Raw genomic sequence first — 25,135 nt, forward strand, 5'->3', positions numbered from 1 at the left:
GCGCCCGGGCGTCGCTGATCAGACCGTGACCTGGACGGTGGTGGGCGCCACCGGCGCGGGCAGCTCCGTGGAGCCGCGCAGGTGCCGGTCGACGGCGGCAGCCACCGACCGACCCTCGGCGATCGCCCACACGATGAGCGACTGGCCGCGCCCGGCGTCGCCGGCGGCGAAGACGCCCGGCACGGTGGTCGCGAAGTCGGCGTCGCGCTCGATGCGGCCGCGGCCGTCGACCTCGACGCCGAGCTGGGCGACGATCCCGTCGGTCGGCACCCCGGTGAAGCCCATCGCGAGCAGCACGAGCTGGGCCGGGATCGTCCGCTCGGTGCCCTTGACCGGGACCGGACGGCCGCCGTCGAACGTCACCTCCGTGACCAACAGGTGCGTGACGGCGCCCTCGCCCGCCGAGCCGTCCGAGCACAGCTCGGCGGTGGACGTCGAGTAGACCCGCTCGCCGCCCTCCTCGTGCGCCGAGGAGACGCGGAAGAGCATCGGGTAGGTCGGCCAGGGCTGCCCCTCGGGGCGGTCCTCGCCCGGCCGCGGCATGATCTCCAGCTGGGTGACCGAGCGCGCGCCCTGCCGGGTGGCGGTGCCGAGGCAGTCCGCGCCGGTGTCGCCGCCGCCGATGATGACGACGTCCTTGCCCTCGGCGGTGATCTGGTCGGTGACCCGCTGGCCGTGGACCGCGCGCGTGGCCTGCGGCAGGTACTCCATCGCCTGGTGGATCCCGCCCAGCTCCCGACCGGGCACCGGCAGGTCCCTGGCCACGGTCGAGCCCATGGCCAGGACCACGGCGTCGTAGCGCTCGAGCAGGTCGTCGCCCGACAGCGCGCCCTCGCCCGAGCCCCCGACGTCCGTCGAGGTCCGGAAGATCGTGCCCTCGGCCCGCATCTGCTCGAGGCGGCGGTCCACGTGGGACTTCTCCATCTTGAACTCAGGGATGCCGTAGCGCAGCAGCCCGCCCGCTGAGTCGGCGCGCTCGAGGACGGCCACGGTGTGGCCGGCCCGCGTGAGCTGCTGGGCGGCAGCGAGCCCGGCGGGACCGGAACCGACGACGGCGACCGTGCGGCCGGTGAGGCGCTGCGGCACCTGCGGGGTGACGAGACCCTCGTCGAAGGCGCGGTCGATGATCGACTGCTCGACGTTCTTGATCGTCACGGCGGGCTGGTTGATGCCGAGCACGCACGCCGTCTCGCACGGTGCCGGGCACAGCCGGCCGGTGAAGTCGGGGAAGTTGTTCGTCGCGTGCAGCCGCTCGATCGCCCGGGCGAAGTCGCCGCGGCGCACGAGGTCGTTCCACTCGGGGATGAGGTTGCCGAGCGGGCAGCCGTTGTGGCAGAAGGGGATGCCGCAGTCCATGCAGCGTCCCGCCTGCCGCCGCAGCGTGGGCTCGAACGTCTCGTCGGCGCCGCGCTCGGCGTAGACCTCGCGGTAGTCGCGGATGCGCACCGGGACCGGCCGGCGCGCCGGCAGCTCCCGCTCGCGGGTCGTCAGGAATCCTCGGGGGTCAGCCACGGGTCGCCTCCATGATGTCGGCCCACACGGTGGGTGCGGCAGGATCGAGCCCGTCCTCCGCCGCCCGCGCGAGCGCGGCGGAGACCGCGGCGAACTGGCGGGGCAGGACGCGGGTGAGGCGCTGCGTGAGGGCGGCGCGGTCCGCCAGCAGCGCGGTGGCCACGGCGGATCCGGTGAGGTCGCGGTGGCGCTGGAGCAGGTCGACGATCACGGCGAGGTCGTCGGTGTCGGGCTCTCCCAGCAGCAGGTCGCCGGCCGCGGCGGCGGCCGGGTTGATCAGGCTGGGGTCGAGGTCGAGGACGTAGGCGACGCCGCCGGACATGCCGGCGCCGACGTTTCGCCCGGTCGGGCCGAGGACGAGCATCGTGCCGCCGGTCATGTACTCGGCCGCGTGGTCGCCGACCCCCTCCACCACGAGGGTGGCGCCGGACAGGCGGACGCCGAAGCGCTCGCCCGCGCGTCCGCGCAGGAAGATCTCTCCGGCCGTGGCGCCGTAGCCGATGACGTTGCCGGCCACGACGTTGTCCTCGGCGACGAAGCCGGCCCGGTCGTCGGGGCGCACGACGATGCGCCCGCCCGACAGCGACTTGCCGACGTAGTCGTTCGCGTCGCCCACGAGCGTGAGGGTGACGCCTCGGGGCAGGAACGCGCCGAACGACTGTCCGGCCGAGCCGCGCAGGGTGAGGTCGATCGTGCCGTCCGGCAGTCCCGCGCCGCGGTAGCGCCTGGTCACCTCGTGGCCGAGCATCGTGCCGACCGTCCGGTTGACGTTGCGCACGGCCACCTCGGCGCGCACCGGCTCGCCGCGCTCGAGGGCGGGCCCGGCCAGTGCGATGAGCTCGTTGTCCAGGGCGGCGTCGAGGCCGTGGTCCTGGTCCTTGGTCCTGTGCAGCGCGGCGCCGGGCCGCGGCTCGACGCGCTCGAGCAGCGGCGCCAGGTTCATGCCGGAGGCCTTCCAGTGGGCCACGGCTCGGTCGGCGTCGAGCAGCTCGACCCGGCCGACGGCCTCGTCGATCGAGCGCAGCCCGAGCGAGGCGAGGATCTCGCGGACCTGCTCGGCGAGGAACTCGAAGAACGTGACGACGTACTCGGCCTTCCCGCTGAAGCGGGCGCGCAGCTCCGGGTTCTGGGTGGCGACGCCGACCGGGCACGTGTCGAGGTGGCAGACCCGCATCATCACGCACCCGGAGACCACCAGCGGCGCGGTGGCGAACCCGAACTCCTCCGCGCCCAGCAGCGCGGCCACGACGACGTCCCGGCCGGTCTTGAGCTGGCCGTCGGTCTGGACGACGATCCGGTCGCGCAGGTCGTTGAGGACGAGCGTCTGCTGGGTCTCGGCCAGGCCCAGCTCCCACGGGCCGCCGGCGTGCTTGAGGGAGGTCAGCGGGCTGGCGCCGGTCCCGCCGTCGTGCCCGGAGACGAGCACGACGTCGGCGTGGGCCTTGGACACGCCGGCCGCCACGGTGCCCACGCCGACCTCGGAGACGAGCTTGACGTGCACCCGGGCCGAGGGGTTGGCGTTCTTCAGGTCGTGGATGAGCTGGGCGAGGTCCTCGATGGAGTAGATGTCGTGGTGGGGCGGCGGAGAGATGAGGCCGACGCCGGGCGTGGAGTGCCGGGTCGAGGCCACCCACGGATAGACCTTCGGGCCGGGCAGCTGGCCGCCCTCGCCGGGCTTCGCGCCCTGCGCCATCTTGATCTGGATGTCGTCGGCCTGCGTGAGGTACTCCGAGGTGACGCCGAACCGACCGGACGCGACCTGCTTGATCGACGAGCGGCGCTCGGGGTCGTAGAGCCGGTCGACGTCCTCGCCGCCCTCCCCCGTGTTGGACTTGGCGCCGAGCCTGTTCATGGCGATCGCGAGCGTCTCGTGGGCCTCGGCGGAGATCGAGCCGTAGCTCATCGCGCCGGTGGAGAACCGCCGGACGATCTCGGAGACCGGCTCGACCTCCTCGATCGGCACGGGGTCGAGCTCGCCGGTGCGCAGCCGGAGCAGCCCGCGGATGGTCATGAGCCGCTCGGCCTGGTCGTCGACCCGGTCGGTGTACTGGCGGAAGATGTCGGCCCGCCGGTTCCGGGTCGAGTGCTGCAGCCGGAACACCGTCTCGGGGTCGAACAGGTGCGGCTCACCGTCGCGGCGCCACTGGTACTCGCCCCCGGTGTCGAGCTCGCGGTGGGCGGGCGAGATGCCCGAGCGCGGGTAGGCGACCGCGTGCCGGGCGGCGACCTCGGCCGCGACGACGTCGAGCCCGACGCCCCCGACAGGGCTCGGGGTGGCGGTGAAGTAGCGGTCGACGAGCTCGGCGGAGAGGCCGACCGCCTGGAACAGCTGCGCGCCGCGGTAGGACGGGACGGTCGAGACGCCCATCTTCGACATCACCTTGAGCACGCCCTTGCCGAGCGCGTGGATGACGTTGCGGACGGCCGTCTCGGCGGAGACGCCCGTGACCTCGCCGTCCGCCACGAGCCGCTCGGCCGTCTCCATGGCGAGGTAGGGGTTGACCGCCGCCGCGCCGTAGCCCACGAGCAGGGCCACGTGGTGGACCTCGCGGACGTCGCCCGCCTCGACGAGCAGGGAGATCTTCGTGCGGGTGCGCCGTCGCAGGGTGTGGTGGTGCACGGCGGACGTGAGCAGCAGCGAGGGGATGGGGGCGAGCGCGGCGGTCGCGTCCCGGTCGGAGAGCACGACGAAGCTGGCGCCCGCGTCCACCGCCTCGTCGACCTCGGTGAAGATCTCCTCGAGGCGGGCCCGCAGCGCCTCTCCCCCGCCGTCGACCGGGTAGAGGCCGGAGATCGTCACCGCGGTGAAGCCGCGACCCGTGCGCCGTGCACGGTCGATGTGCCGCACCTTGGCGAGCTGGTCGTTGTCGATCGTCGGGAAGGGGAGCACGATCTTGCGGGCGTGCTCGGGCGACTCCTCGAGCATGTTCGGCTCCGGACCGATCGCCCCGACCAGCGAGGTGACGAGCTCCTCGCGGATGGCGTCGAGCGGTGGGTTGGTCACCTGCGCGAACGTCTGGGAGAAGTAGTCGAACAGCAGGCGCGGCCGGGCGGAGAGCACCGCGATGGGCGTGTCGGTCCCCATCGAGCCGATGGCCTCGGCGCCCGTGGCGGCCATGGGTCGCACGAGGAGCCGCACCTCCTCCTCGGAGTAGCCGAACATCTGCTGACGCCGCACGACCGAGTCGGCCGAGTGGCCCGTGTGCTCCCGCTGGGGCAGCGCCTCGAGCTGCACGAGCCCGTCGTCGAGCCACTCCTGGTACGGGTGAGCGGACGCCAGGGAGGACTTGATCTCCTCGTCGGGGACGATCCGCCCCTCGACCGTGTCGACGAGGAACATCGTGCCGGGCTCGAGGCGGCCCTTGCGCACGACCGTGGCCGGGTCGAGGTCGAGGACGCCGGACTCCGAGGCGAGCACGACGAGGCCGTCGGCGGTCTCCCACCAGCGTCCCGGTCGCAGTCCGTTGCGGTCCATGACGGCGCCGGCGACCGCGCCGTCCGTGAAGCAGATCGCGGCCGGCCCGTCCCAGGGCTCCATGATCGTGCCGGTGTACTCGTAGAAGGCGCGCACGTCGGCGGGCATGGTCTCGTCGTTCTGCCACGCCTCCGGGACCATCGTCAGCACCGCGTGCGGGAGGGAGCGGCCCCCGAGGTGGAGCAGCTCGAGGACCTCGTCGAACGTCGCGGAGTCCGAGGCGCCGGGGGTGTTGATCGGGAGCAGCGGCGCGAGGTCGCCGAGCAGGTCGGAGGAGAGCGTGCCCTCGCGGGCGGCCATCCAGTTGCGGTTGCCGCGCACGGTGTTGATCTCGCCGTTGTGGGCGACGTACCGGAAGGGGTGCGCGAGCGGCCAGCTCGGGAACGTGTTCGTCGAGAAGCGCGAGTGCACCAGCGCGATCGAGGAGACCACGCGCTCGTCGGCGAGGTCCGGGAAGAAGTCCTTCAGCTGTCCCGTGGTGAGCATCCCCTTGTAGGTGATGGTGCGCGGGGACAGCGAGGCGAAGTAGACCCCGGCGTTGTCCGCGCGCTTGCGCAGGCGGAACACGCGGCGCTCCAGGTCCAGGCCCGTGAGCCCGTCGGCGGCGACGAACAGCTGGCGCATCGTGGGCATGGTCGCGCGGGCCGTGGGGCCGACGCCCGACGGGTCGACCGGGACCGCTCGCCAGCCGAGGACCTCGACGCCCTCCTCGGCGGCGATCCGTTCGACGAGCTCGACCGCCTCCGCGCGCTCTCCGATGCCCGGCAGGAACGCGATGCCCACGGCGTAGGCGCCGGCCGGCGGGAGATCGAGGTCGACGACCTCACGGAGGAAGGCGTCGGGAACCTGCAGGAGGATGCCCGCGCCGTCGCCCGTCGCCTCCTCGGCGCCGACGGCGCCGCGGTGCTCGAGGTTCGCCAGAGCCGTCAGCGCGGCGTCGACGATGTCCCGTCCGGGGCGGCCGCGCGTGGTGGCGACCATGGCGACGCCGCAGGCGTCGTGCTCGTGGGCGGGGTCGTACAGGCCTCGTCGTGCAGGGATCCCGGTCTGGACCATCGTCCGTCCTCCCTCCGGGCGCGCAGGCGCCCGAGTCGTGCCCCGGCGCGGACGCCGGTGGGTCGGACAGCACGATACGCAGACTTGGCCGTTTCATGGCACTACCCGCCCATGGCTGTGGGACGGCGCGGATCCGCACGAGGACGCCGGATCGTCGGACGGGGGTTGCCGTCGTGTTTCGTCGATGTTTCGCCGAAACAATCGACGGTCGCGTCATGATCCGGTCAAGGACCGGCACGCTCCGGTTCGTCGTCGGACGCGGCCCTCTCCCCCGTGGCGGAGGCGTCGGCGACCGTGCCCTCCCCCTCCGGGGCGGTGTCGCCGACGGCGGGGGCGCCGGCGGCGGAGGGGCCCTCCGCGGTGGCGAGCGGGCCGCGACCGGGGAGCCAGATCTCGTCCCGGTCGGGCGTCGCCCGCGCCCGGCGGGTGAGCCAGACGATCATCGCCACGCCGATCACGCAGCCGGCGATGGCGATGATCTGGTGGATCCGCATGCCGGCGACGAGGTTGGAGGGGTCGGTGCGCAGGGACTCCGTCAGCGTGCGACCGGTGAGCCAGATGATGACGTAGAGCCAGAAGACCCGTCCGCCGTCGAGCCGCAGGCGGCGCTGGGCGAGCACGAGGACCAGCGCCCCGGCGAGGTTCCACAGCCCCTCGTAGAGGAAGGTCGGGTGGACGAGCTCCGGGAGCTCGCGGTCGATCCGCAGACCCCACGGCAGGTCGGTCGCGGTGCCGTAGAGCTCCTGGTTGAAGTAGTTGCCGAGCCGGCCCACGGCCTGGGCCACGAGCATGCCCGGGGCGAGGGCGTCGGCGAACGGGCCGATCCGCAGCCCGCGCCGCCTGAGCCCGAGGTAGGCGCCCAGCGCGCCGAACGTCACGGCCCCCATGATGCCGAGGCCGCCCTCCCAGACCTTGAACATCTCCCACGGGCTGATGCCCTCGCCGAAGTAGTTCTGCGGGTTGACGGCGATCTCGTAGATCCGCGAGCCCACGATGCCGAACGGCACCATCCAGTACAGGGCGATGTCGAGCGCGGTCTCGGCCGGCCCTCCCTTGGCGGTGTACCGCCGGTCGAGGATCCACCAGGCGAGCACCGCGCCGAGGATGATCGCGAGCGCGTACGCGCGCAGCGGGAACGGCCCGAGGTACCAGACGTTCTCCGGAGGGCTGGGGATGCCGCGCACTCCGGCCCAGGCCCCGGCGCTCGCCAGTGCGGCCTGGGCGCCGGGAATCATGCCCGGCCCTCGCGCACGCCCTGCGCCAGCTCGGCGGTCAGCGCCCCGAGCGCGTCGAGTCCGGCGGCGTCACCCTCGCCGAGCGCCTGGATGAGCGCGGAGCCGACGATGACGCCGTCGGCGTAGGCGGCCACCCGGGCGGCCTGCTGCCGGTTCGAGACGCCGATGCCGACGCACGCACGGTCCGCCCCCGCGGCACGGGTGCGCGCCACGAGCTCGTCCCCGCCCTCCGCGAGCGAGTCCTGCACGCCCGTGACGCCCATGCGGCTCGCGACGTAGACGAACCCGCGCGAGGCCGAGGCCACCGTGCGCAGCCGCTCGTCCGACGAGGCGGGAGCGACGAGGAACACCTTGTCCAGGCCGTGCTCGTCCGCCGCGGCGGACCAGCGGCCGGCCTCCTCCGGGACGAGGTCCGGCGTGATGAGCCCGGCCCCGCCGGCGGACGCAAGGTCCGCGGCGAAGCGCTCCACTCCGTACGCGTAGACGGGGTTGTAGTAGGTCATCACGAGCACGGCCGCGCCGGTCGCGGCCACCTGCTCGACGGCCAGGAGCACCTCGCGCGTGCGCGTGCCGGCCGCGAGCGCCCGTTCACCGGAGCGCTGGACCACCGTCCCGTCCATGCCGGGGTCGGAGTAGGGCAGGCCGAGCTCGATGACGTCCGCGCCGTGCTCGACGGCGACCTCCGCCGCGCGCACGGAGCCGTCGAGGTCGGGGTAGCCGGCGGAGAGGTAGGCGACCAGGGCCGCCCGGTCCTGCGCCAGTGCGGCGTCGATCCGGTCCCCGGCGGTCACGTTGCTCACTTCTCGCCCCCGAGGTCGAAGTACTCGATCGCCGTCTCCATGTCCTTGTCCCCGCGGCCCGACAGGCTGACGAGGATCACCGGCGGCTTGCCCTGCCCACCGGCGTCCTGCCACTCGCGGCCGATGCGCAGGGCGCCGGCGAGGGCGTGGGCGGACTCGATGGCCGGGATGATGCCCTCCGTCCGCGACAGCAGGGCGAAGGCGTCCATGGCCTCGGCGTCGGTGACCTGCTGGTACTCGGCGCGGCCGAGGTCGGCGAGCCAGGCGTGCTCCGGCCCGACGCCCGGGTAGTCCAGCCCGGCGGAGATGGAGTGCGACTCGATGGTCTGCCCGTCGTCGTCGTGCAGCAGGTAGGACAGGGAGCCCTGGAAGACTCCCGGGCGCCCGCCGCCGATCGCGGCCGCGTGCCGGCCGGTCTCCACGCCGTCGCCGGCCGCCTCGAGCCCGACGAGACGCACGCCCTCGTCGTCGAGGAAGGCGTTGAAGATGCCGATCGCGTTGGAGCCGCCGCCGACGCAGGCCGTGACGACGTCAGGCAGCCGACCGGTCAGCTCGAGCACCTGCTCGCGGGCCTCCTCGCCGATGACCTTCTGCAGGTCGCGGACGAGCTCGGGGAACGGGTGCGGCCCCGCGGCGGTACCGAACACGTAGTTGGTCGTGGCCACGTTCGTCACCCAGTCGCGGAAGGCCTCGGAGATGGCGTCCTTGAGGGTCTGCGAGCCGTTGGTCACCGAGACGACCTCGGCGCCGAGCAGCTGCATCCGGGCGACGTTGAGCGCCTGTCGACGCACGTCCTCGGCGCCCATGTAGATCGTGCAGTCGAGTCCCATGAGGGCGGCCGCGGTGGCGGTGGCGACGCCGTGCTGACCGGCCCCGGTCTCGGCGATGACGCGGGTCTTGCCGACCTTCTTCGTCAGCAGACCCTGGCCGAGGACGTTGTTGATCTTGTGGGAACCGGTGTGGTTGAGGTCCTCGCGCTTGAGCAGGACCCGTGCGCCGCCCGCGTGCTCGGCGAACCGGGGCGCCTCGGTGAGCAGCGACGGGCGGCCGATGTAGGTGGCCGCCAGCTCGCCCATCTCGCGGGCGAACTCCGGCGAGTCCCGCATCTCCTCCCACGCGGCGGTGAGGTCGTCGAGCGCGACGATGAGCGCCTCGGAGACGAACCTGCCCCCGAACTGCCCGAAGTAGGGTCCGTGCGCCTCGGACAGCTTGCCCGGGTCGTCGGTGTACTGCACGTGCAGCTCCTTCCGGGCGCGCGCCCGAGTCAGCGCGGCCGGCGCCGTCGGGCGCGGCCGGTGGTGCGTGGGGCCGCCGGCGGGCGGTCCCGGTGGACGCCGGTCAGTCCCGGCCGGCGCTGAGCGACGGGTGGGCGCCCGCCGCCACGTAGTCGGCCACGGCCCGGCGCGGGTCGGCCTGCGTGACCAGGGCCTCGCCGACGAGCACGGCGTCGGCCCCCTGACGCGCGTAGTCCAGGACGTCGTGGACGGAGGCGACGCCGGACTCGGCGACCTTGACGATCCCGTCCGGGACCACGTCGACGACCTGGTCGAACACCGACCGGTCGACCTCGAGCGTCTTGAGGTTGCGGGCGTTGATCCCGATGACGCGGGCGCCGGCGTCGCGAGCCCGGAGTGCCTCCTCGCGGTCATGGGCCTCGACGAGCGCGGTCATGCCCAGGGAGTGCACGCGCTCGACGAGCGAGGTGAGCACGGTCTGCTCCAGCGAGGCGACCATGAGCAGCACGAGGTCGGCGCCGTGCGCCCGGGCCTCCCACACCTGGTAGGGGGTGACGATGAAGTCCTTGCGCAGCACGGGGACGTCGACCACGGCGCGCACGGCGTCCAGGTCGGCGAGCGAGCCGCCGAACCGGCGCTCCTCGGTGAGGACCGAGATGGCGGCGGCGCCGCCGTCGGCGTAGGCGGCAGCGAGCACGGCGGGGTCCGGGACGTCGGCGAGCACTCCCTTGGACGGGCTGCGCCGCTTGCACTCGGCGATGATCGTCACCGAGCCGTCGCCGCGCAGCGCCGAGACCGCGTCCCGCGCGGCGGGCCGGCGTCCGGCGATCTCCTTGACCTTCTCCAGCGGGAGCTCGGCCTCGCGGCGGGCGAGATCCTCGCGCACGCCCGCGACGATGTCATCGAGCACGTTCATCGGGTTCGGGCCTCCTCCTCGATGGTGCGCGCGTCGGCCCCGGCGGCGCGCTCGCGGCCGCCGGCGGAGCGCTCCTGCTCCGGCGACTCGTACCAGTCGCGGGCGGGAGCGGTGCGGCGCTCCTGGCCCCGGCCCGTCAGGCGCAGCACGAGACCGACGACGAGCCCCACGACGGCGACGACCGGGCCCGCGACCCACATGATCACGGGTGCGTCGACGACGAGGCCGGCGCAGGAGACGAGGACGCCGAGGGAGACGATGATCATCACGGCCCAGCCGGCCACGGTCTTGCCCTCGTTGTGGGGCGGGGCTGCGACGGGCAGCCGGTAGCCGGTCTGGTGCTGCTCGAGGCTCGTGCCGGTCACGGCTGCTCCTTCATGGGGTCGGGTCGGGGACGTCCTCCCCGAGCCTACCGGTCGTCGACGCTGGGGTCCGTGCCGCGTCCGAGGGCGTCCCAGTCGTCGACGTACCGGTCGCGGGCGGCGTCGGCGGCCGCGGAGGCGGAACCGGTCGGCACCGCCGAGGAGGCGCCCGCCGCGCCGGGTGCGCCGTCCCGGGTGCCGGCGGGGGCGCGGCCCCCGGCGCGCTCGAACCGGCGGCCGGCGGCGGACCAGCGAGCTGACCCGGCCATGACGAGAACGCCCGCGCCCGCGAGGAGGAACCCGGTGACGAGGACGCCCCAGGGCCAGACCTCGGTGGCTGCGGCGTCGACGGTGGGCGCGTTCGTGCCGGTGAGCAGGCGTGCCTCGGCGTGCAGGAGGGCGGCCGGGTCGCGGACCGCCCCCAGGCCGCCGAGCGCGACGACGACTCCCGCGACGAACGTGGCCAGTCCGGCGACGATCGTGCCGACGCGGCCCGACAGCGCGGCCAGCAGCGCCGCCGCCCCCGCCACGAGCGCGCCGGCCCACACCGCCGGGGCGCCCGACATGCCGGTCGCGCTCAGGTCCGCCTCGCCCGTGGCCGTCTCCACGCTCCCGATGGCCCACGTGGGCAGGGCGAGCAGGAAGGTGGCGCCGACGACGAGCAGGATCATGAGGACGAGCTGCCCCCGGCCGGGCCCCGAGCCGGTGCGTCGCCGGGCCGTCGTGCTCGCCGGGTCGCTCCTCATGGCGTGCCCTCCGGCGCGGCCCCGTGGTCGTCACGGGCGGGAGACCCGGCCGCGGCCGGGCGCAGCCGCGAGGCGAGGCGGACGGCGCGCAGCGCGGCGGCGGCCTTGTTCGTCGCCTCCTGAAGCTCCGTGGCGGGCACGGAGTCCGCGACGACGCCCGCGCCGGCCTGCACGGAGGCGCGTCCGCCGTGCAGGACGGCGGTGCGGATGGCGATCGCGAGGTCGGCGTCGCCCGCGAGGTCGAGGTACCCGACCACGCCGCCGTACACGCCCCGCCGCGAGGGCTCGAGCGAGTCGATGATCTCGATCGCCCGGACCTTCGGCGCGCCGGAGAGCGTGCCGGCGGGGAACGTGGCGCGCAGGCAGTCCAGGGCGGTGGCGTCCGGGCGTCGCCGACCGGTCACCGTGGAGCTGATGTGCATGATGTGGCTGAAGCGCTTGATCTCCATCAGCTCGGTGACCTCGACGGTCTCGGGCCGGCACACCTTGGACAGGTCGTTGCGCGCGAGGTCGACGAGCATGACGTGCTCGGAGAGCTCCTTGGGGTCCGCGAGCAGCTCCTCGGCGAGCTCGCGGTCCTCGGCCGGCTTCGTGCCGCGGGGCCGGGAGCCGGCGATCGGGAACGTGATGACCTCCTCGCCGCTCACTTTGACGAGGGTCTCCGGGGAGGAGCCGACGACGTGGAGCATCCCGCCGATGCCGTCGTCGAGGGCGAACAGGTACATGTACGGGCTCGGGTTGACCGTGCGCAGCACCCGGTAGACGTCGAGGGGGTCGGCGTCGGTGGTGACGTCGAGGCGCTGGGACAGGACGACCTGGAAGATGTCGCCGTCGACGATCCGCTGCTTGCCCACCCGGACCGCCTCCTGGAAGTCCTCGTCGGCGAACCGCGCGGTGACCTCGGGCAGCTCGCCGGCGGGGTCGAGGACGGAGGCGAGCGCCGGGGCCGGGGCGAGCAGCCCCTCCTGCATGGCGTCCAGGCGTGCCACGGCGTCCGCGTGCGCCTCGTCCACGCGCTCGTGAGAGCCGTCGGTGTTGACCGCGTCGGCCACGAGCCACAGGGTCCCGTCCAGGTGGTCGAGGGCGACGACGTCGCTCGCGAGGCACAGCGCCACCTCGGGCAGGTCGTCGTCGGACGGCGCGACGCGCGGCAGCGTCGGCTCCCACTCGTGGACGACGTCCCAGCCGAGCGAGCCGACGAAGCCGCCGGTCAGCGGGGGCAGGCCCGGGATCGCCGGGGTCCCCAGGACGTCGAGGGCGGCGGCGAGGACCTCGAGGACCGGCCCGTCGGTGGGGATCCCGACGGGGACGTCGCCGCGCCAGGCCGCGCGTCCGCCCCGCGAGGTGAGCGTCGCGCGCGAGCCCACGCCGACGAAGCTCCAGCGGGACCAGCGCCCGGCCTCGGCCGACTCCATGAGGAACGTGCCGGGCCTGCCGGCGGCGAGCCGCCGGTAGACGCCGACCGGCGTGACGTCGTCCGCCAGGAGCCTGCGGACGACCGGGATCACCCGCCGGTCGCGCGCGAGCTCGCGGAACCGCGGCAGGCTCGGCCACGTCTCGCCCCAGGCCGGCTCGACCGGCTGCTCGGCCCCGGCCCCGGTCGGGTCCTCGGGCGGCTCCTGGCCAGGTGCTGCGGCGGCGCCGTCCGGGCGGGTCATCGGCCGGCCCCCGTCACGGGGAGCGGACCGCCGGCCTCGAAGCAGCTCGTCGTCCCGGTGTGGCAGGCGGGACCGACCTGGTCGACGACGACGAGCAACGCGTCCCCGTCGCAGTCCAGGGCCACCGAGCGCACGTGCTGGACGTGCCCCGAGGTGTCCCCCTTGCGCCACAGCTCGGCGCGGGAGCGGGACCAGTACCAGGCCCGTCCCGAGGTCAGCGTCCGGTGCAGGGCCTCGTCGTTCATCCAGGCCACCATGAGGACGCCGAGCGTCGTCGCGTCCTGCACCACCGCGCACACGAGGCCGTGGGGGTCGCGGCGCAGCCGGTCGGCGATCGCGGGGTCCAGCAGGGGTGTCGGCGCGGCGCCGTCGGGCGTCGGTTCGCTCAGGTCGGGCACCGCCTCATGGTGCCACGACAGGGGTGCCGCCTTGTCGGGCGTGCGCGGCCGCCGCGCGTGTGGGAGCGTCCTCGTGTGAGCGACGAGCGACGACCGGTGGACGTGGAGCGAGCCGCGATCGCACGGACGCTGGCCGCCGCCGATCCCGGAGCACCCACGCTCTGCGCCGGATGGCGGGTCGTCGACCTCGCCGCTCATCTCGTGCTGCGGGAGCGCCGGCCCGACCTCGTCCTGCGGGACCTCCTCTCCGGCGCCGAGCCCGGCCGGGAGCCGCATCTCCAGCGCCTGGTCGCGGACGCGCTGGACCCGGTCGGCTACCGGGCGCTCGCGGCACGGGTAGCCACGGGCCCGCCGCGGTGGTCGCCCCTGCGGCTGGCGGAGTCGACGACGAACCTCGTCGAGCTCGTCGTCCACCACGAGGACGTCCGGCGTGGGCCGCGCGACGCGGACGGCGCCTCGGAACCGGCGGAGCCGCGCGACGACCTCACCCCCGACCTGCTGCGCGAGCTGTGGCAGCGGGTGCGCTCCACCGCGGGCCTCATGTACCGCAGCAGCGGCACCGGCGTGGTGCTCGTGGTCCCCGGCGGGCCGCGAGCCACCGTGCGCCGGGGCGCGGACGCGGTCGCCGTCGTCGGTGACCCGGTCGAGCTCGCGCTGCACGCGAACGGGCGCCGGCGCGCGGCGCAGGTCACGCTCGAGGGCCGGCCGGAGACGATCGACCGGTTCCTCGCGGGCCTGTCCGGGGACGTGCCCGGCGACGCGGGCCCCGTCGCACCGTCGGGAGGGCTCGCCGGGTCGGCGGAGGGCCTCGCCGGGTCGGCGGAGGGCTCCGCGTCGCGAGGGGCAGAGCCCGGGCGTCGCGAGGAGCAGAGCCCGGAACGCGGAGCACCACCTAACCTGGACGTGTGGTGACCGATGCGCGAGCGACCCCGGCCGGGGGGCGGCCCGGCCTCCTGCACAGCGCCGACGGAACGGTCGCACCGGTGCGCACGACGAGCTTCGACGTCGCCCGGTTCACCCGCACCGCGTTCGGGGACCACCGGCCACCCGTGCCCGCGCCGTTCGGGCCGACCGCTCTCCACCCCCACCACCGCGGCGCCCTGACCTACCTGCGCGACCTCGAGCGGACCGCGACCGACACGCTGCGCCGCGTGCTCGCGACGTCGACCTCCCGGGAGGCGCGCTACACCGCGTTCCTCACGACCTGGGCGCACGACCGCTACTGGTTCGCCGACCGGTTGACGCGGGCGCTCGACGGCCCTGGGCCGGGCCGCGTCCCCGAGGACGAGCGGCCGACGCGGCTCGACCGGGTCGCGCACGCCCAGGACCTGCTCGCCCAGCACGTCGCCCCCGTGTGGACGACACTCCTCGGCGAGCCGACGACGGCGCTGCACGCTGCCCGGGGCCTCGCCGAGGAGAGCGCGGTGCTCGTCGCCTACGACCGGCTCGCCCGGCTCGCCGGCGGCGGGCTCGACGAGCTGCTCGCCCCCGTGCGCGAGCGGCGGGTGGAGCACGTGGCCTTCTTCCGGGCCGAGGCGGCGATGCGGCTCGACGACGACGCGTGCGCGACCCGGTTCGTGCGGGCGCTGCTGACGCGGGGCTTCCACCCGCTGCGACCCGGCCGTCTCCGCGCCCGCGCGAGCCACCGCCTGCTGCGCGTCCTGCTCGCGGGCCCCGGCGGGGAGCGGGTCGTGCGCGACGCCGACGCCCCGATCGTGGCGCTCCCGGGCCTCGCAGGGCACGGGCCGCTGGCGGCCGCGCTACGCCGCGAACGTCCCCTCGTCCCACCGACGGCACCCGTCCGACCACCACGTCCCGTCCGGCCGGCCGGACCGCTCGACGAGCGCGCCGACCTCGACCGGGCCGCCGGCTGAGGAGCACACGCATGACCTTCGACATCGACACCTTCGCCGCGGACAGCACGCCCGTGCGGTTCGAGGACCTCGACATGAGCTCCTTCCGGGACGACCCGCTGCCCGAGGACTCGCTGCGCTGCCTGCGGTACATGTGCGACGTCGAGTACCACACGGTCTGCTACCTGCGGGACCTGCTCGTCACCCCGTCGAGCCGGGAGGGCGACGTGGCGGGCTTCATGACGATGTGGAACCGCGAGGAGTTCTGGCACGGCGAGGCCCTGGCCGCGGTCCTCGCCGCCCACGACATCACCGTCGACTACGACGAGCTCAAGGCCAGGCGGACGAAGCTCGGCTGGCGCGAGGCGCTGTCCTCGCTCAAGCAGTCCGTGCTCGCCAACCTCGTGGGCGCCGACTTCGTCGCCACCCACATGCTCTGGGGCGCGGCCAACGAGTGGTCCGCCGTCGCGGCCTACCGACGGATGGCCGACCTCGAGCGGCACCCGGTCCTCGCCGTCCTGCTGCGCCGCATCGCCCAACAGGAGACGCGGCACGTCGCCTTCTACGCGACCCGGGCCAGGGAGCGTCTCACCGCCAGCGAGCCGGCCCGCAGGGTGGCCCGGCTGACCCTGGAGCGGTTCTGGCGCCCGGTCGGCACGAGCATCATGGGCCGCACCGAGGTCCGCCACGTGATGGGCCACCTGTTCTCCGAGCCCGACGGACGGGCCGAGGTCCGGCGCATCGACCAGAACATCGCGCGGTTGCCGGGCATGGCGGGCGTCACCGTGTTCGACGACGCGCTCGAGGCCGAGGGCGTGCCCGCCTGAGCGGCCGCGCGCTCAGCGCACCTCGACGCCGGCGCCGCGCATCGTGTCCTTGACGCCGCCGATGCTCAGCGTGCCGAAGTGGAAGACGCTCGCGGCGAGCACGGCGTCGGCGCCCGCGTGGGCGGCCTGCGCGAAGTGCTCGGCCGACCCGGCGCCGCCCGAGGCGATGAGCGGGACCCGCACCTCGCTGCGGAAGGCCCGGAGCATCTCGAGGTCGAAGCCCGCCTCGGTGCCGTCGGCGTCGATCGAGTTGAGCAGGATCTCGCCGGCGCCGAGCTCGGCCGCTCGGACGCACCACTCGAGGGCGTCCGTCCCGGTCCCGCGCCGGCCGCCGTGCGTCGTCACCTCGAAGCCCGAGTCGGTGATGGTCTCGCCCGTGGTGCGTCGCACGTCGGCCGAGAGGACGAGGACCTGCGAGCCGAAGCGGTCGGCGACCTCGGAGATGAGCTCGGGCCGGGCGACGGCGGCCGTGTTGACGCTCACCTTGTCGGCCCCGTGGGTGAGGAGGCGGTGGACGTCGTCGACGGTGCGCACGCCCCCGCCGACGGTCAGCGGCACGAAGATCTCCTCGGCCGTACGGGCCACGACGTCGTAGGTGGTGGAGCGCTCCTCGACCGAGGCAGACACGTCGAGGAAGGTCAGCTCGTCGGCCCCGTCGGCGTCGTACCGGCGGGCGAGCTCGACCGGGTCGCCCGCGTCCCGCAGCCCCTCGAACCGCACGCCCTTGACGACGCGGCCCGCGGCGACGTCCAGGCAGGGGATCACGCGAACGGCCAGCGACATGGTGCTTCCTCCAGGTGGCGCCGGCGGCGCCTCCCTCCCACCGTACCGAGCACGAGCGCGCGCCCGCCGCGGCGCCCGGTAGGTTGGCACGCCATGCCCACGCCCGCCTCCCTGGTCGCCGACCTCGTGCTCGAGCAGGTCGGGTCGCGCGACGACGGCGACGCCCCCGCGGGCACCCCGGCGCGCGATCGGCGCACCGTCGTCCTCGGCATCGACGGGCGGTCCGGAGCGGGCAAGTCGACGCTCGCGAGCGACGTCGTGACGATCCTCGAGCGCCGCTCCCCGTACCGAGGCCGTGTCGCGCTCGTCCGCCTGGACGACCACTACCAGGGCTGGACCGGCCTGCGGGCCGGGGCCGAGGCCGTGCGCCCCGTGCTGGCCGCTCTCGGCCGGGGCGAGGCCGGCTCCGCGCCGACCTGGGACTGGCACCGCTCGGCCCCCGGGCCGGTCCGGGTCGTCCCGGCACCGGGCCGACCGCACCCGCGTCTCGTCGTCGTCGAGGGATGCGGGGCCACGCTCCTGCACGACCACCTCGACGCGCTGGCGTGGCTCGACGAGCCCGAGGCCATGCGCCGGGCGCGCGCCGAGGCCCGCGAGGGCGACGTGAGCTCGTGGTGGAAGACCTGGGCGCGCCAGGAGGACGAGGCCCTCGCTCTCGCGGCCCCGTACCGGTATGCCGACCTGCGCCTCACCGCGTCGGAATAGGTCGTCCGACCGCCCGCCCCGGTGACGGTTTCCGTATTGACGGGGATGCCCTCGCGCATTCTGAGCGCGCATTTCCGTCCAGGTTGAGAAAACAATGCGCCGATACGCCGTCGACGCGCGATCGGACCATTGCCAGAAAGACACGAGGTGAATGCCAGACGAGCGCTGCACCCCGCCAGGACCGCACGGACGCAGCGTCGAGACGGTGTCCAGATCCAGTGGAACCACCGCCCATAATCGTTGGAACAACAGGCCCTACGCCGTCTCGACGGTCCTCGACGTCACCCACGTCACCGCCCGGGAGCGGCAGGATCGCGCCGGATCACGACCGCGGCGCAGCTCGCCGGCACGGCATTTCGACAGTTCGGCCAGCTCTTGCAGGGCCCGCATTCCCTGCTACGTTTCGTCGCGTCGGAGCAATGACTGCACCGACATATCCCCTTTCCCCTCGCACCCACCCATGAATGGAGCACAATCGTGCGCAAGAAGACTGTCGGCGCCCTCGCAGGTGCCGCCGCCGCAGCTGTTGCCCTCGGCTCGGGCGGCACGTTCGCCCTCTGGTCGGACTCCGACACCATCGACGCCGGGACGATCACCGCCGGTAACCTCGAGGTCGAGACCCAGGGTGCCTTCCAGTGGCACGACACCACCTTCAACATCGACAACTTCTCGGTGCCGCCGGTCTGCATCCCATTCTTCGGGTGCACCCCCGGCTGGGACTTCGACCTGCCCACCCTGCGCCACGACTTCGCTCACCCGATCAACGACATGGACACCTACCGGGTGGTCCCGGGCGACTTCATCGTCGGCGAGCAGTCCATCGTCCTCGACCTCGAGGGCGACAACCTCCGTGCCGACCTGACAATCGGTCCCTCGGCGGACTACGCCGGTGAGTTCGAGGGCCTCACGGTCCGTTACGGCGTCTACAACAACACCACCAACCAGTGGATCGTCACCAGCGCCTCGTTCGACGACGTCATCGAGCTGGAATTCCAGGCTCCGCAGTCCGGTCAGGGCGCCGGCACGCCCGACCCGGGCTGGCCGGTCCTCGCCCACGACACGGAGCTGACGTTCGTCGTCCTCGCGGAGTTCGACGAGGCCACCTCCGGCACCACCAGCACCGAGGCCTCCACCGCGCTCGACAACCTCAACGTCGAGCTCGAGCAGACCCGCCGCTCCCTCCCCTGACCCGCACCGCGCGGGACAGACCGACGATCGGTCGGACGGTCGGCCTCCCCTTTCCGGGGGGGGCCGGCCGCCCGGCCGTCGCACCGCATCAGGCCTTCACCCTTCGAGACCCCCGATCGAGGACCCCATGCCCGACGCCCGTCGCAGCACCACCGCTCGGCGCAGACCCACCGTCCGGCGCCCCGCCGCCGCGCTGGCACTTTCTGCCGCCGGCGTCGCCGTCCTGGGTGGCGCGAGCACGTACGCGCTGTGGAGCACCGACGTCGCGGCAGGCTCCGGCAGCTCCATCACCGCCGGAGACCTGGACGCAGCTTCCGTCGGAGACCTCGAGTGGACCACGGACGTGGACGCCGAGGAGCAGGGCGTGCTCGGCTCGGGCGAGCACGCCTGGGCCGTCCAGGGCTTCGACCTCGCGCTCGACGGCCACAACCTCGTCGCCGACGCGACCGTCGACGTCACCCTCTCGGCCGACCTGGACTACCCGTACCAGTGGTTCGTCTCGACCGACCCCGCGATCACCGACCCGCGGGCCGCGATCGCCGACGGTATCCCCGGCCACGTGTTCGGTCCGTCGTCGGCGGCGCAAGCGACCCGCGAGGGCCTCACGGAGGCCGACCTGCCCGACTCTCTCGACGGTAGCGCCGACTGGTTCCTCTACGTACTGGTCGAGAACCCGTACCCCCTTGCGCCCGGCGACCCCGCGGAGCTCGACGTCGTCACGGTGCGTGGCGACCTCACGCTGGAGCAGGCGTCATGAGCGCCACGCGACGCGACCGAGCGCTGCTGGCCCTCGTCACTGCCGGTGTCCTCGGCGCCGCGGCGTCGGCCGGAACGCTCGCCTTGTGGACGGCGAGCGCGAGCGGCGAGGGATCGATCGGGGCCGAGCGCTTCTCTGACCCCGCCCGCGGTCTCGCGGAGTCCGCCACCGACGGGCCGGACGAGGCCCCGAGCCAGGGCCCCGCCGAGTCCCCCACCGACGGACCGTCAGAGTCCTCCACCGACGGCCCAGCCGAGTCCGCGAGCGCCGGCTCTACCGAGTCCCCCTCCGGGGGCTCCCCCGCGTCCGCCACCGCCGGCCACGGCCCGAACGCACCAGGTGGGCCGACCCAGGACGAGCCGGCACCGGGCGAGACCTCTCCAGAGGCGCCCGCGCCGGAGGAGCCCCCGGCCCCCGTCCGAATCGACCTGCCCGCCGAGCTCGTCTACCAGATCAACGCGCACGGCCGCGGTGCATCGCTGATCCAGCACGGCCTCACGGAGGACGAGCTCGCGACGTTCGACGTCTCGCTCATGACGGACGTGCCGGACCTCGCCTGGCGCATGCAGGTCTACACGGTCACGGCACCGGAGCAGTGCTCGGTCACCGACGTCGACCTTCCGGTCGACGACGGCACGCCGGTCGAGCTCGAGCTCGACACCTCCACGCTGCTGTGCCTCGAGCTCGAGGCCGCCACCACGGACCGATCCGGCAGCGTGAGCGCGAGCGGCACCTCCGAGGCCGGCGACGTCTCCGCCCAGGAGGACTGGGCGGTCACCGTCCACGACACCCTCACCGCCGACGACATCGAGGTCGTCCTCACCCCCGTCATCGAGGTCACACCATGAGCACCACCCGTTCCGGACGCCACGAGCTGTGGGGCGGCGTCGCACGCGGATTCATCGCCGTCGTCGCCGTGCTCGCCGTTCTCGTCGCGGCCGCGGCCTTCATCGTGCCCCGGTTCATGGGCTGGGTCCCGCTGACGATCCTGTCTGGCTCCATGGAGCCGACCTACTCCCCCGGCGACGTCGTCGTCGTCGACCCCGACTACGCGGACCCGGTGATCGGCGACGTCGTCACAGTCCAGCCGGTGTCTGGCGACCCGACACTCGTCACGCACCGGATCATCGGCGTCACCGTCGGGAACGACGGCGCCCTCGGCGTGACCACCCAGGGCGATGCCAATGACGCGGTCGACGACCCGGTGACGATGGAGCAGATCCAGGGACAGGTGATCTACGGGGTCCCGTGGGTCGGCCACCTCACGCAGCCCGAGGTGCGGCCCTGGCTCGGCGGCGCGGCGATCGCGATCCTCGCGTGGCTCGTGCTGTCCTCGATCCTCGGCGGTCGGGGGAAGGACGACGAGGCCGACGACGCCGAGGAGACGGACCGTGGGACGACGCCGCCGTCCCGCGATGACAAGGCCGCCGCCGGTCAACAGGCCGACCCGGAGACGGGAACCAGGCCGGTCGCCGCTGGAACCAATCCCACCGATGCCGGGCCCACCGATGTAGACACCCCCGCGCCTGCTCCCGCCGACGCCCCCACGAGCCGGAGCCGAACCGAGGTCGCGACGACATGAGACACCACCCGCGGTCCGCACGCCGCCGCGGCGCGGCCATCGGCGCACTCACCCTTGGCTTCGGGGTCCTCGCCACGGGCAGCGCCGCCGCCGACGACCCATCGTCCGCCGCCGACGCCATCGTCATCGACGTCGGCGAGGGGTTTGCCCCCGTGGTCACGGTCCAGCTGTTCGACGCTGTGATCGTGCCCGGCGGCGATATCGAGCGCACATTTCGCGTGCGGAACGATGGTCCGACCGCCGCCACCATGACCGTCGACATCGTCGACGTCACGCAGATGGGCGAGCTCGACGAGTTCTTCGACGACGTCACGATCAACGACCACCCGGTCACGTCGCTCCTCGGCGTCGACACCGCCCTGGTCGAGGCCCCGATCGAGCGCGGCGAGATCGTCGACGTTCCTCTCGAGCTTCATTTCCCGGTCGAGGCGACCTCCGGCAATCGTTCGGAGGTCGGCGCGCGAGGTGCGAGCTTCGGCGTCCGTGTGACGATGACCGGGGACACCCCCGAGGTCCCGACGACCGAGCCCCCCGGCGAGACGCCGACGTCGCCGCCCGAGCGCCCCGTGTCGACGCCTGCCACGAGCGGTGTGGCGGGCGGCGGGGTCTCCGGCGGCGGCACCGCCGCCGGGGGGCTGCCGGTCGCAGGTCCGCGAGCGGCCGGCCCCGTGGCCCTGCCACAGACAGGTCCGGACATCCTCACCACGCTGATGATCGCGGCCGCGCTCGCAGGCGGCGGGCTCGCTGCCCGGGCCGCACGGCAGCGGTTCGGCGCCGGCGGGACGGGAGCGTCCTCATGACCACCGCACGTCGTCCGGCCGCGGGTGCGCTGCTCGCCGTCACCGTCCTCCTCCTGGGGGCCGTCGGGTCCGCTGCGACCGCCGAGGCGGGCACGCCCGGGCCCGAGGCCGGCGAGGGCGCGCCGTCACCGGAGCCCGCACCGACACCTGGTCCCCCAACGGAGCCCGATCCAGCACACGCCCCCGCACCCGAGCCCGCCCCCGCTCCCACCCCGGACCCGGCTGCCCCACCCGCCGAAGAACTGCCCGACGACCCCGGCGAGGCGTCGATCACGGTGGTGGAGTACGACCCGCTGCCCGAGCTCGTCGCGGAGGACGCGATGGTCGCGTGGAGCTACTTCGTAACGAACACGGGCGACGTCGACGTCACCGACATCGTCCTCACCGACAGCGAGGGTGCCGCCGTCGAGTGCCCGCTGACCACGCTCGTGCCCACCGAGCAGATGATCTGCACCGTCACGGCGGTGCTCGGCGGGCCCTGAGCCCGCCACAGCGGGGCGTGGACCGGGATCCCCCCTCACCGGTCCACGCCCCCGCCTTCACCGGTCCATGCCCCCGCGCCGCTCAGCGGACCACGTCGTCCCCTCCGGAGGCCGCGAGCACGTCCACGACGACGACGAGCGTGTGCTCGCCGTCCCCGAGCCCCGGGGGCACGACGACGAGGACCCGGGACCCCACGCGCCGGTCGAGCAGCGCGAGGCGCACGCCCTCCGCGAGCTCGCCGACGCCGGCCGTCGTCGGGGCCCCGTCCGCCCAGGTCGACGAGAAAACCTCGCCGGTGGCCCAGTCGAGGGTGAGCGTCTGCAGCACGAGCTCCTGACCGGGCCGGACCGTCGCCCCGTCCCCCTCGACCACCACGCGGCTGTCCAGGTCCGTCGGCGGGTCGCCGGGCGGGATCCCGACCACGGGCGCGCCGTCGGCTCCCCTGCCCACCGTCGGGCCGGCAGTGCCGTCGCCGCCGTCGCCCTCGCTCGGGCTCTCCGGCCCCGCGGACGGCGAGCCGGCCGACCCCGTCTCCCCCGACCCGGCCTCCCCCGATGCGCTCTCGGCCGGGGCGCCGCCGGCGACGGTGGGCAGGACGTCGACGACCACCACCTGCATCGTCAGCGCCCCTTCGACGTCGACAGGCTCGGCCACGAGGATCCGGCTGCCCTCGGGCACCCCGGGCAGGATCTCCGCCAGCGTCGCGCCGACGTCCGCATCGGACACCGTGGCCAGGCGGGGCGGCACGTCCTCGCCGGGCGAGGAGCTGGCACCGGTCGTCCCGTCCCAGGCCGCCACGTCCAGCAGCGCCGGACCGCCCGCGGTGAGCGCCCGCCCGTCGCCCTCGTCGACGACGGCGGCCACCGGGTCGGTCACGGGCAGCGGGGTGTCGATGACGACCACGGGGTGCCCGGGCGCTCCGGCCACCGAGACGCCCGGCACCTCTGAGGCCGGCCCGGCCCCGGACGGTGCCTCGCTACCGGACTCCCCGGTGCTCCCGTCCTCGCCGGGACCGCAGGCCCCGAGCCCGAGGGCGAGCGCGCAGGTGGCGGCCGCGACGCGCAGCGCCGGGCCACGCGCGGTCGGGCCACCCGCGGCCGAGACGCGCGCGGTCGAAGCACGCATCCGTCCGGTCACGCCATCTCCGCGAGAAGCGCGTCCACCCGGTCGTCGACGGCGCGGAACGGGTCCTTGAGCGCGACGGCCCGCTGCGCGGCGTCGACGAGCTTGAGGTGCACCCAGTCGACGGCGACGTCGCGCCGGGAGTCCTCGGCGGCGCCGACGAACCTCCCGCGCAGGGCCGCGCGGGTCGTGGCCGGTGGGACGGTGCGCGCGGTCTCGACCTGCTCGTCCGTGCCCACGGGCGCGAGCAGCCCGCCCTCGAGCAGGCGGCGCCCGAGGCCGTGGGCCGTGATGTCGTGGTAGGCCAGCGAGAGGCGGGCGACGCGCGGGTCGTCCAGCGCCACGCGGTTGCGCGCGCAGTAGCGGTCGACCAGCGCGCGCTTGGCCGCGATGTCGAGCTCGGTCGCCATGGGCGAGAGGTCGCCGTCGCGCAGTGCCGCGACACCGCGCGCCCACAGGTCCAGCACGCGGCGGCGGCCGTCGGAGAGCATCGGGTCCCACCCGCGCCGGTCGATGTGGTCGCGGACGCGGTCGAGCAGCTCGGACTGGATGTCGACCGCGGTGCGCCGGCGGCCGGTGGCGAGCTCGACGTCGACGCTCCCGGTGATGTCGTGGCTGATCTCGCGGATCGCACGCATGGGCTCGCCGAGCTCCAGGTCGTCGAGCCGCATGCCGTCCTCGACGCAGGCGATGAGCAGCTCCGCGGACCCGACCTTGAGCAGGGTGGTCGCCGGCGCCACGTTGGAGTCGCCGACGATGACGTGCATGCGCCGGTAGAGCTCGGCGTCGCCGTGCGGCTCGTCACGGGTGTTGATGATCGGGCGTGACCGGGTCGTCGCCGCGGAGACGGCGTCCCAGGTCTGGTCCGCACGCTGGGAGAAGGCCCACGCGACCGTGCCGCCGGGCCGGCGCCGCAGGTGTCCCGCGCCGGTGAGGACCTGTCGGGTGACGAAGTACGTGACGAGGGACTCCGCAGTGGCGCGGTAGTCGCGCCGGCGTCGGACCAGGTAGTTCTCGTGGCAGCCGTAGGAGGCGCCGAGCGTGTCGAGGTTGTTCTTCATCAGGTGCAGGGTGCCAGGCGTGCCGGCGGCGGCCAGCGAGGCCTCGGCGCGCTCGCCGAGCTCGATCAGGGTGGCCTCGCCCGCACGGTCGTTGACCACGAGGTCGACGACGTCGTCGCACTCCGCGGTCGCGTACTCCGGGTGCGAGCCGACGTCGAGGTAGAGGCGGGCGCCGTTGCGCAGGAACACGTTCGTCGACCGGCCCCGCTCGACGACGGGGCGGAAGAGGTGGCGCGCGACCTCGTCGGGGCTGAGGACGTGGTCCGGGTCGTCGGGGAAGAAGGTGAGTCCGTACTCGGTCTCGACCCCGAAGAGTCGCCGGAGCGGGTGGTCGTGGGGCGCGGCCTCGTCGGCCGTCACTGTCCGCCCTTCTGGACGAAGCCCTGGACGAAGGCCTCGGCGTTGGTCTCGAGCACGGTGTCGATCTCGTCGAGGATGTCGTCCACGCGGGAGACCTGCTCGGCGCGCTGGGCCGGGGCGGGCGCCGGTCCGTCGTCGCCGGCGGGTTCCGGACGGGGTGTGCGGGTCTGGTCCTGCTCCGACATGTCGGGATCCTTCCTGTGCGGACGCCGGTGGCGGCG

General features: G+C 74.1%; 24 protein-coding genes. 10 read left to right on the plus strand and 14 right to left on the minus strand.

Going from position 1 to position 25,135, the window contains the following annotated elements; all coding sequences use genetic code 11:
• Positions 1-18 precede the first annotated feature (18 nt).
• The 10 genes from AC24HA_RS10975 to hisI form a co-directional block, all read right to left on the minus strand.
• Positions 19-1,512, minus strand: a complete 1,494-nt coding sequence (locus AC24HA_RS10975) for a glutamate synthase subunit beta (protein ID WP_425709602.1) — start codon at positions 1,510-1,512, stop codon at positions 19-21.
• The gene (gene gltB, locus AC24HA_RS10980; RefSeq protein WP_425709601.1) at positions 1,505-6,043 is read right to left on the minus strand and encodes a glutamate synthase large subunit; all 4,539 of its coding nucleotides are present in this window, start codon (positions 6,041-6,043) and stop codon (positions 1,505-1,507) included. The genes AC24HA_RS10975 and gltB overlap by 8 nt, the downstream gene beginning before the upstream one ends.
• 224 nt (positions 6,044-6,267) lie before the next feature.
• Positions 6,268-7,278: a prolipoprotein diacylglyceryl transferase gene (gene lgt, locus AC24HA_RS10985; RefSeq protein ID WP_425709600.1), complete on the minus strand. Its 1,011-nt coding sequence runs from the start codon at positions 7,276-7,278 to the stop codon at positions 6,268-6,270.
• Positions 7,275-8,069, minus strand: coding sequence for a tryptophan synthase subunit alpha (gene trpA, locus AC24HA_RS10990; protein ID WP_425709599.1), 795 nt, complete (start codon positions 8,067-8,069; stop codon positions 7,275-7,277). The genes lgt and trpA overlap by 4 nt, the downstream gene beginning before the upstream one ends.
• 5 nt (positions 8,070-8,074) lie before the next feature.
• On the minus strand, positions 8,075-9,319 hold the full coding sequence (trpB, locus tag AC24HA_RS10995) for a tryptophan synthase subunit beta (protein WP_487563631.1): 1,245 nt from the start codon (positions 9,317-9,319) through the stop codon (positions 8,075-8,077).
• 97 nt (positions 9,320-9,416) lie between these two features.
• Entirely contained in the window at positions 9,417-10,229 is an 813-nt protein-coding gene (gene trpC, locus AC24HA_RS11000; RefSeq protein ID WP_425709597.1) for an indole-3-glycerol phosphate synthase TrpC, read from the minus strand.
• A complete protein-coding gene (locus AC24HA_RS11005) occupies positions 10,226-10,594 on the minus strand; it encodes an HGxxPAAW family protein (protein WP_425709596.1) in 369 nt (122 codons plus the stop codon). Before AC24HA_RS11005 ends, trpC begins: the two co-directional genes overlap by 4 nt.
• A 44-nt stretch (positions 10,595-10,638) precedes the next feature.
• On the minus strand, positions 10,639-11,337 hold the full coding sequence (locus AC24HA_RS11010) for a Trp biosynthesis-associated membrane protein (RefSeq protein ID WP_425709595.1): 699 nt from the start codon (positions 11,335-11,337) through the stop codon (positions 10,639-10,641).
• Positions 11,334-12,995 (minus strand): anthranilate synthase component I, encoded by a 1,662-nt coding sequence (locus AC24HA_RS11015; protein ID WP_425709594.1) that lies wholly within the window; start codon positions 12,993-12,995, stop codon positions 11,334-11,336. The genes AC24HA_RS11010 and AC24HA_RS11015 overlap by 4 nt, the downstream gene beginning before the upstream one ends.
• Positions 12,992-13,393 carry a phosphoribosyl-AMP cyclohydrolase gene (gene hisI, locus AC24HA_RS11020; protein WP_463648381.1) on the minus strand — a complete coding sequence of 134 codons (402 nt, stop codon included), beginning with the start codon at positions 13,391-13,393 and terminating at the stop codon, positions 12,992-12,994. The genes AC24HA_RS11015 and hisI overlap by 4 nt, the downstream gene beginning before the upstream one ends.
• 75 nt (positions 13,394-13,468) lie before the next feature.
• Between hisI and AC24HA_RS11025 the strand changes: the two genes are divergently transcribed.
• From AC24HA_RS11025 to AC24HA_RS11035, 3 genes are read left to right on the plus strand one after another with little or no spacing between them, the layout of a single operon-like run.
• Entirely contained in the window at positions 13,469-14,305 is an 837-nt protein-coding gene (locus AC24HA_RS11025; RefSeq protein ID WP_425709593.1) for a TIGR03085 family metal-binding protein, read from the plus strand.
• On the plus strand, positions 14,302-15,267 hold the full coding sequence (locus AC24HA_RS11030; protein ID WP_487563502.1) for a serine/threonine-protein kinase: 966 nt from the start codon (positions 14,302-14,304) through the stop codon (positions 15,265-15,267). Before AC24HA_RS11025 ends, AC24HA_RS11030 begins: the two co-directional genes overlap by 4 nt.
• An 11-nt stretch (positions 15,268-15,278) precedes the next feature.
• The gene (locus AC24HA_RS11035; RefSeq protein WP_425709591.1) at positions 15,279-16,073 is read left to right on the plus strand and encodes a ferritin-like domain-containing protein; all 795 of its coding nucleotides are present in this window, start codon (positions 15,279-15,281) and stop codon (positions 16,071-16,073) included.
• A 12-nt stretch (positions 16,074-16,085) separates the two neighbouring features.
• Here AC24HA_RS11035 and hisF read toward each other — a convergent pair whose 3' ends face one another.
• Positions 16,086-16,856, minus strand: a complete 771-nt coding sequence (hisF, locus tag AC24HA_RS11040; protein ID WP_425709590.1) for an imidazole glycerol phosphate synthase subunit HisF — start codon at positions 16,854-16,856, stop codon at positions 16,086-16,088.
• Between the two features lie 93 nt (positions 16,857-16,949).
• Between hisF and AC24HA_RS11045 the strand changes: the two genes are divergently transcribed.
• The 7 genes from AC24HA_RS11045 (at position 16,950) to AC24HA_RS11075 (ending at position 22,370) form a co-directional block, all read left to right on the plus strand.
• On the plus strand, positions 16,950-17,561 hold the full coding sequence (locus AC24HA_RS11045; protein ID WP_425709589.1) for a nucleoside/nucleotide kinase family protein: 612 nt from the start codon (positions 16,950-16,952) through the stop codon (positions 17,559-17,561).
• A 477-nt stretch (positions 17,562-18,038) separates the two neighbouring features.
• Positions 18,039-18,749, plus strand: a complete 711-nt coding sequence (locus AC24HA_RS11050; RefSeq protein ID WP_425709588.1) for an alternate-type signal peptide domain-containing protein — start codon at positions 18,039-18,041, stop codon at positions 18,747-18,749.
• Positions 18,750-18,876: 127 nt separating this feature from the next.
• Positions 18,877-19,506: a hypothetical protein gene (locus AC24HA_RS11055; RefSeq protein ID WP_425709587.1), complete on the plus strand. Its 630-nt coding sequence runs from the start codon at positions 18,877-18,879 to the stop codon at positions 19,504-19,506.
• On the plus strand, positions 19,503-20,354 hold the full coding sequence (locus AC24HA_RS11060) for a hypothetical protein (protein WP_425709586.1): 852 nt from the start codon (positions 19,503-19,505) through the stop codon (positions 20,352-20,354). Before AC24HA_RS11055 ends, AC24HA_RS11060 begins: the two co-directional genes overlap by 4 nt.
• Entirely contained in the window at positions 20,351-21,088 is a 738-nt protein-coding gene (locus AC24HA_RS11065; RefSeq protein ID WP_425709585.1) for a signal peptidase I, read from the plus strand. Before AC24HA_RS11060 ends, AC24HA_RS11065 begins: the two co-directional genes overlap by 4 nt.
• Positions 21,085-21,888, plus strand: a complete 804-nt coding sequence (locus AC24HA_RS11070; RefSeq protein WP_425709584.1) for a hypothetical protein — start codon at positions 21,085-21,087, stop codon at positions 21,886-21,888. The genes AC24HA_RS11065 and AC24HA_RS11070 overlap by 4 nt, the downstream gene beginning before the upstream one ends.
• A complete protein-coding gene (locus AC24HA_RS11075) occupies positions 21,885-22,370 on the plus strand; it encodes a DUF7507 domain-containing protein (protein WP_425709583.1) in 486 nt (161 codons plus the stop codon). Before AC24HA_RS11070 ends, AC24HA_RS11075 begins: the two co-directional genes overlap by 4 nt.
• A gap of 82 nt (positions 22,371-22,452) precedes the next feature.
• On the opposite strand, the gene AC24HA_RS11080 is transcribed toward AC24HA_RS11075, so the two are convergent.
• From AC24HA_RS11080 to AC24HA_RS11090, 3 genes are read right to left on the minus strand one after another with little or no spacing between them, the layout of a single operon-like run.
• Positions 22,453-23,508 carry an FKBP-type peptidyl-prolyl cis-trans isomerase gene (locus tag AC24HA_RS11080; protein ID WP_425709582.1) on the minus strand — a complete coding sequence of 352 codons (1,056 nt, stop codon included), beginning with the start codon at positions 23,506-23,508 and terminating at the stop codon, positions 22,453-22,455.
• Entirely contained in the window at positions 23,505-24,914 is a 1,410-nt protein-coding gene (pafA, locus tag AC24HA_RS11085; RefSeq protein ID WP_425709581.1) for a Pup--protein ligase, read from the minus strand. The genes AC24HA_RS11080 and pafA overlap by 4 nt, the downstream gene beginning before the upstream one ends.
• Positions 24,911-25,099 (minus strand): ubiquitin-like protein Pup, encoded by a 189-nt coding sequence (locus AC24HA_RS11090; protein ID WP_425709580.1) that lies wholly within the window; start codon positions 25,097-25,099, stop codon positions 24,911-24,913. The genes pafA and AC24HA_RS11090 overlap by 4 nt, the downstream gene beginning before the upstream one ends.
• Positions 25,100-25,135: the final 36 nt, after the last annotated feature.

This window comes from Georgenia sp. Z1491, assembly GCF_057652395.1.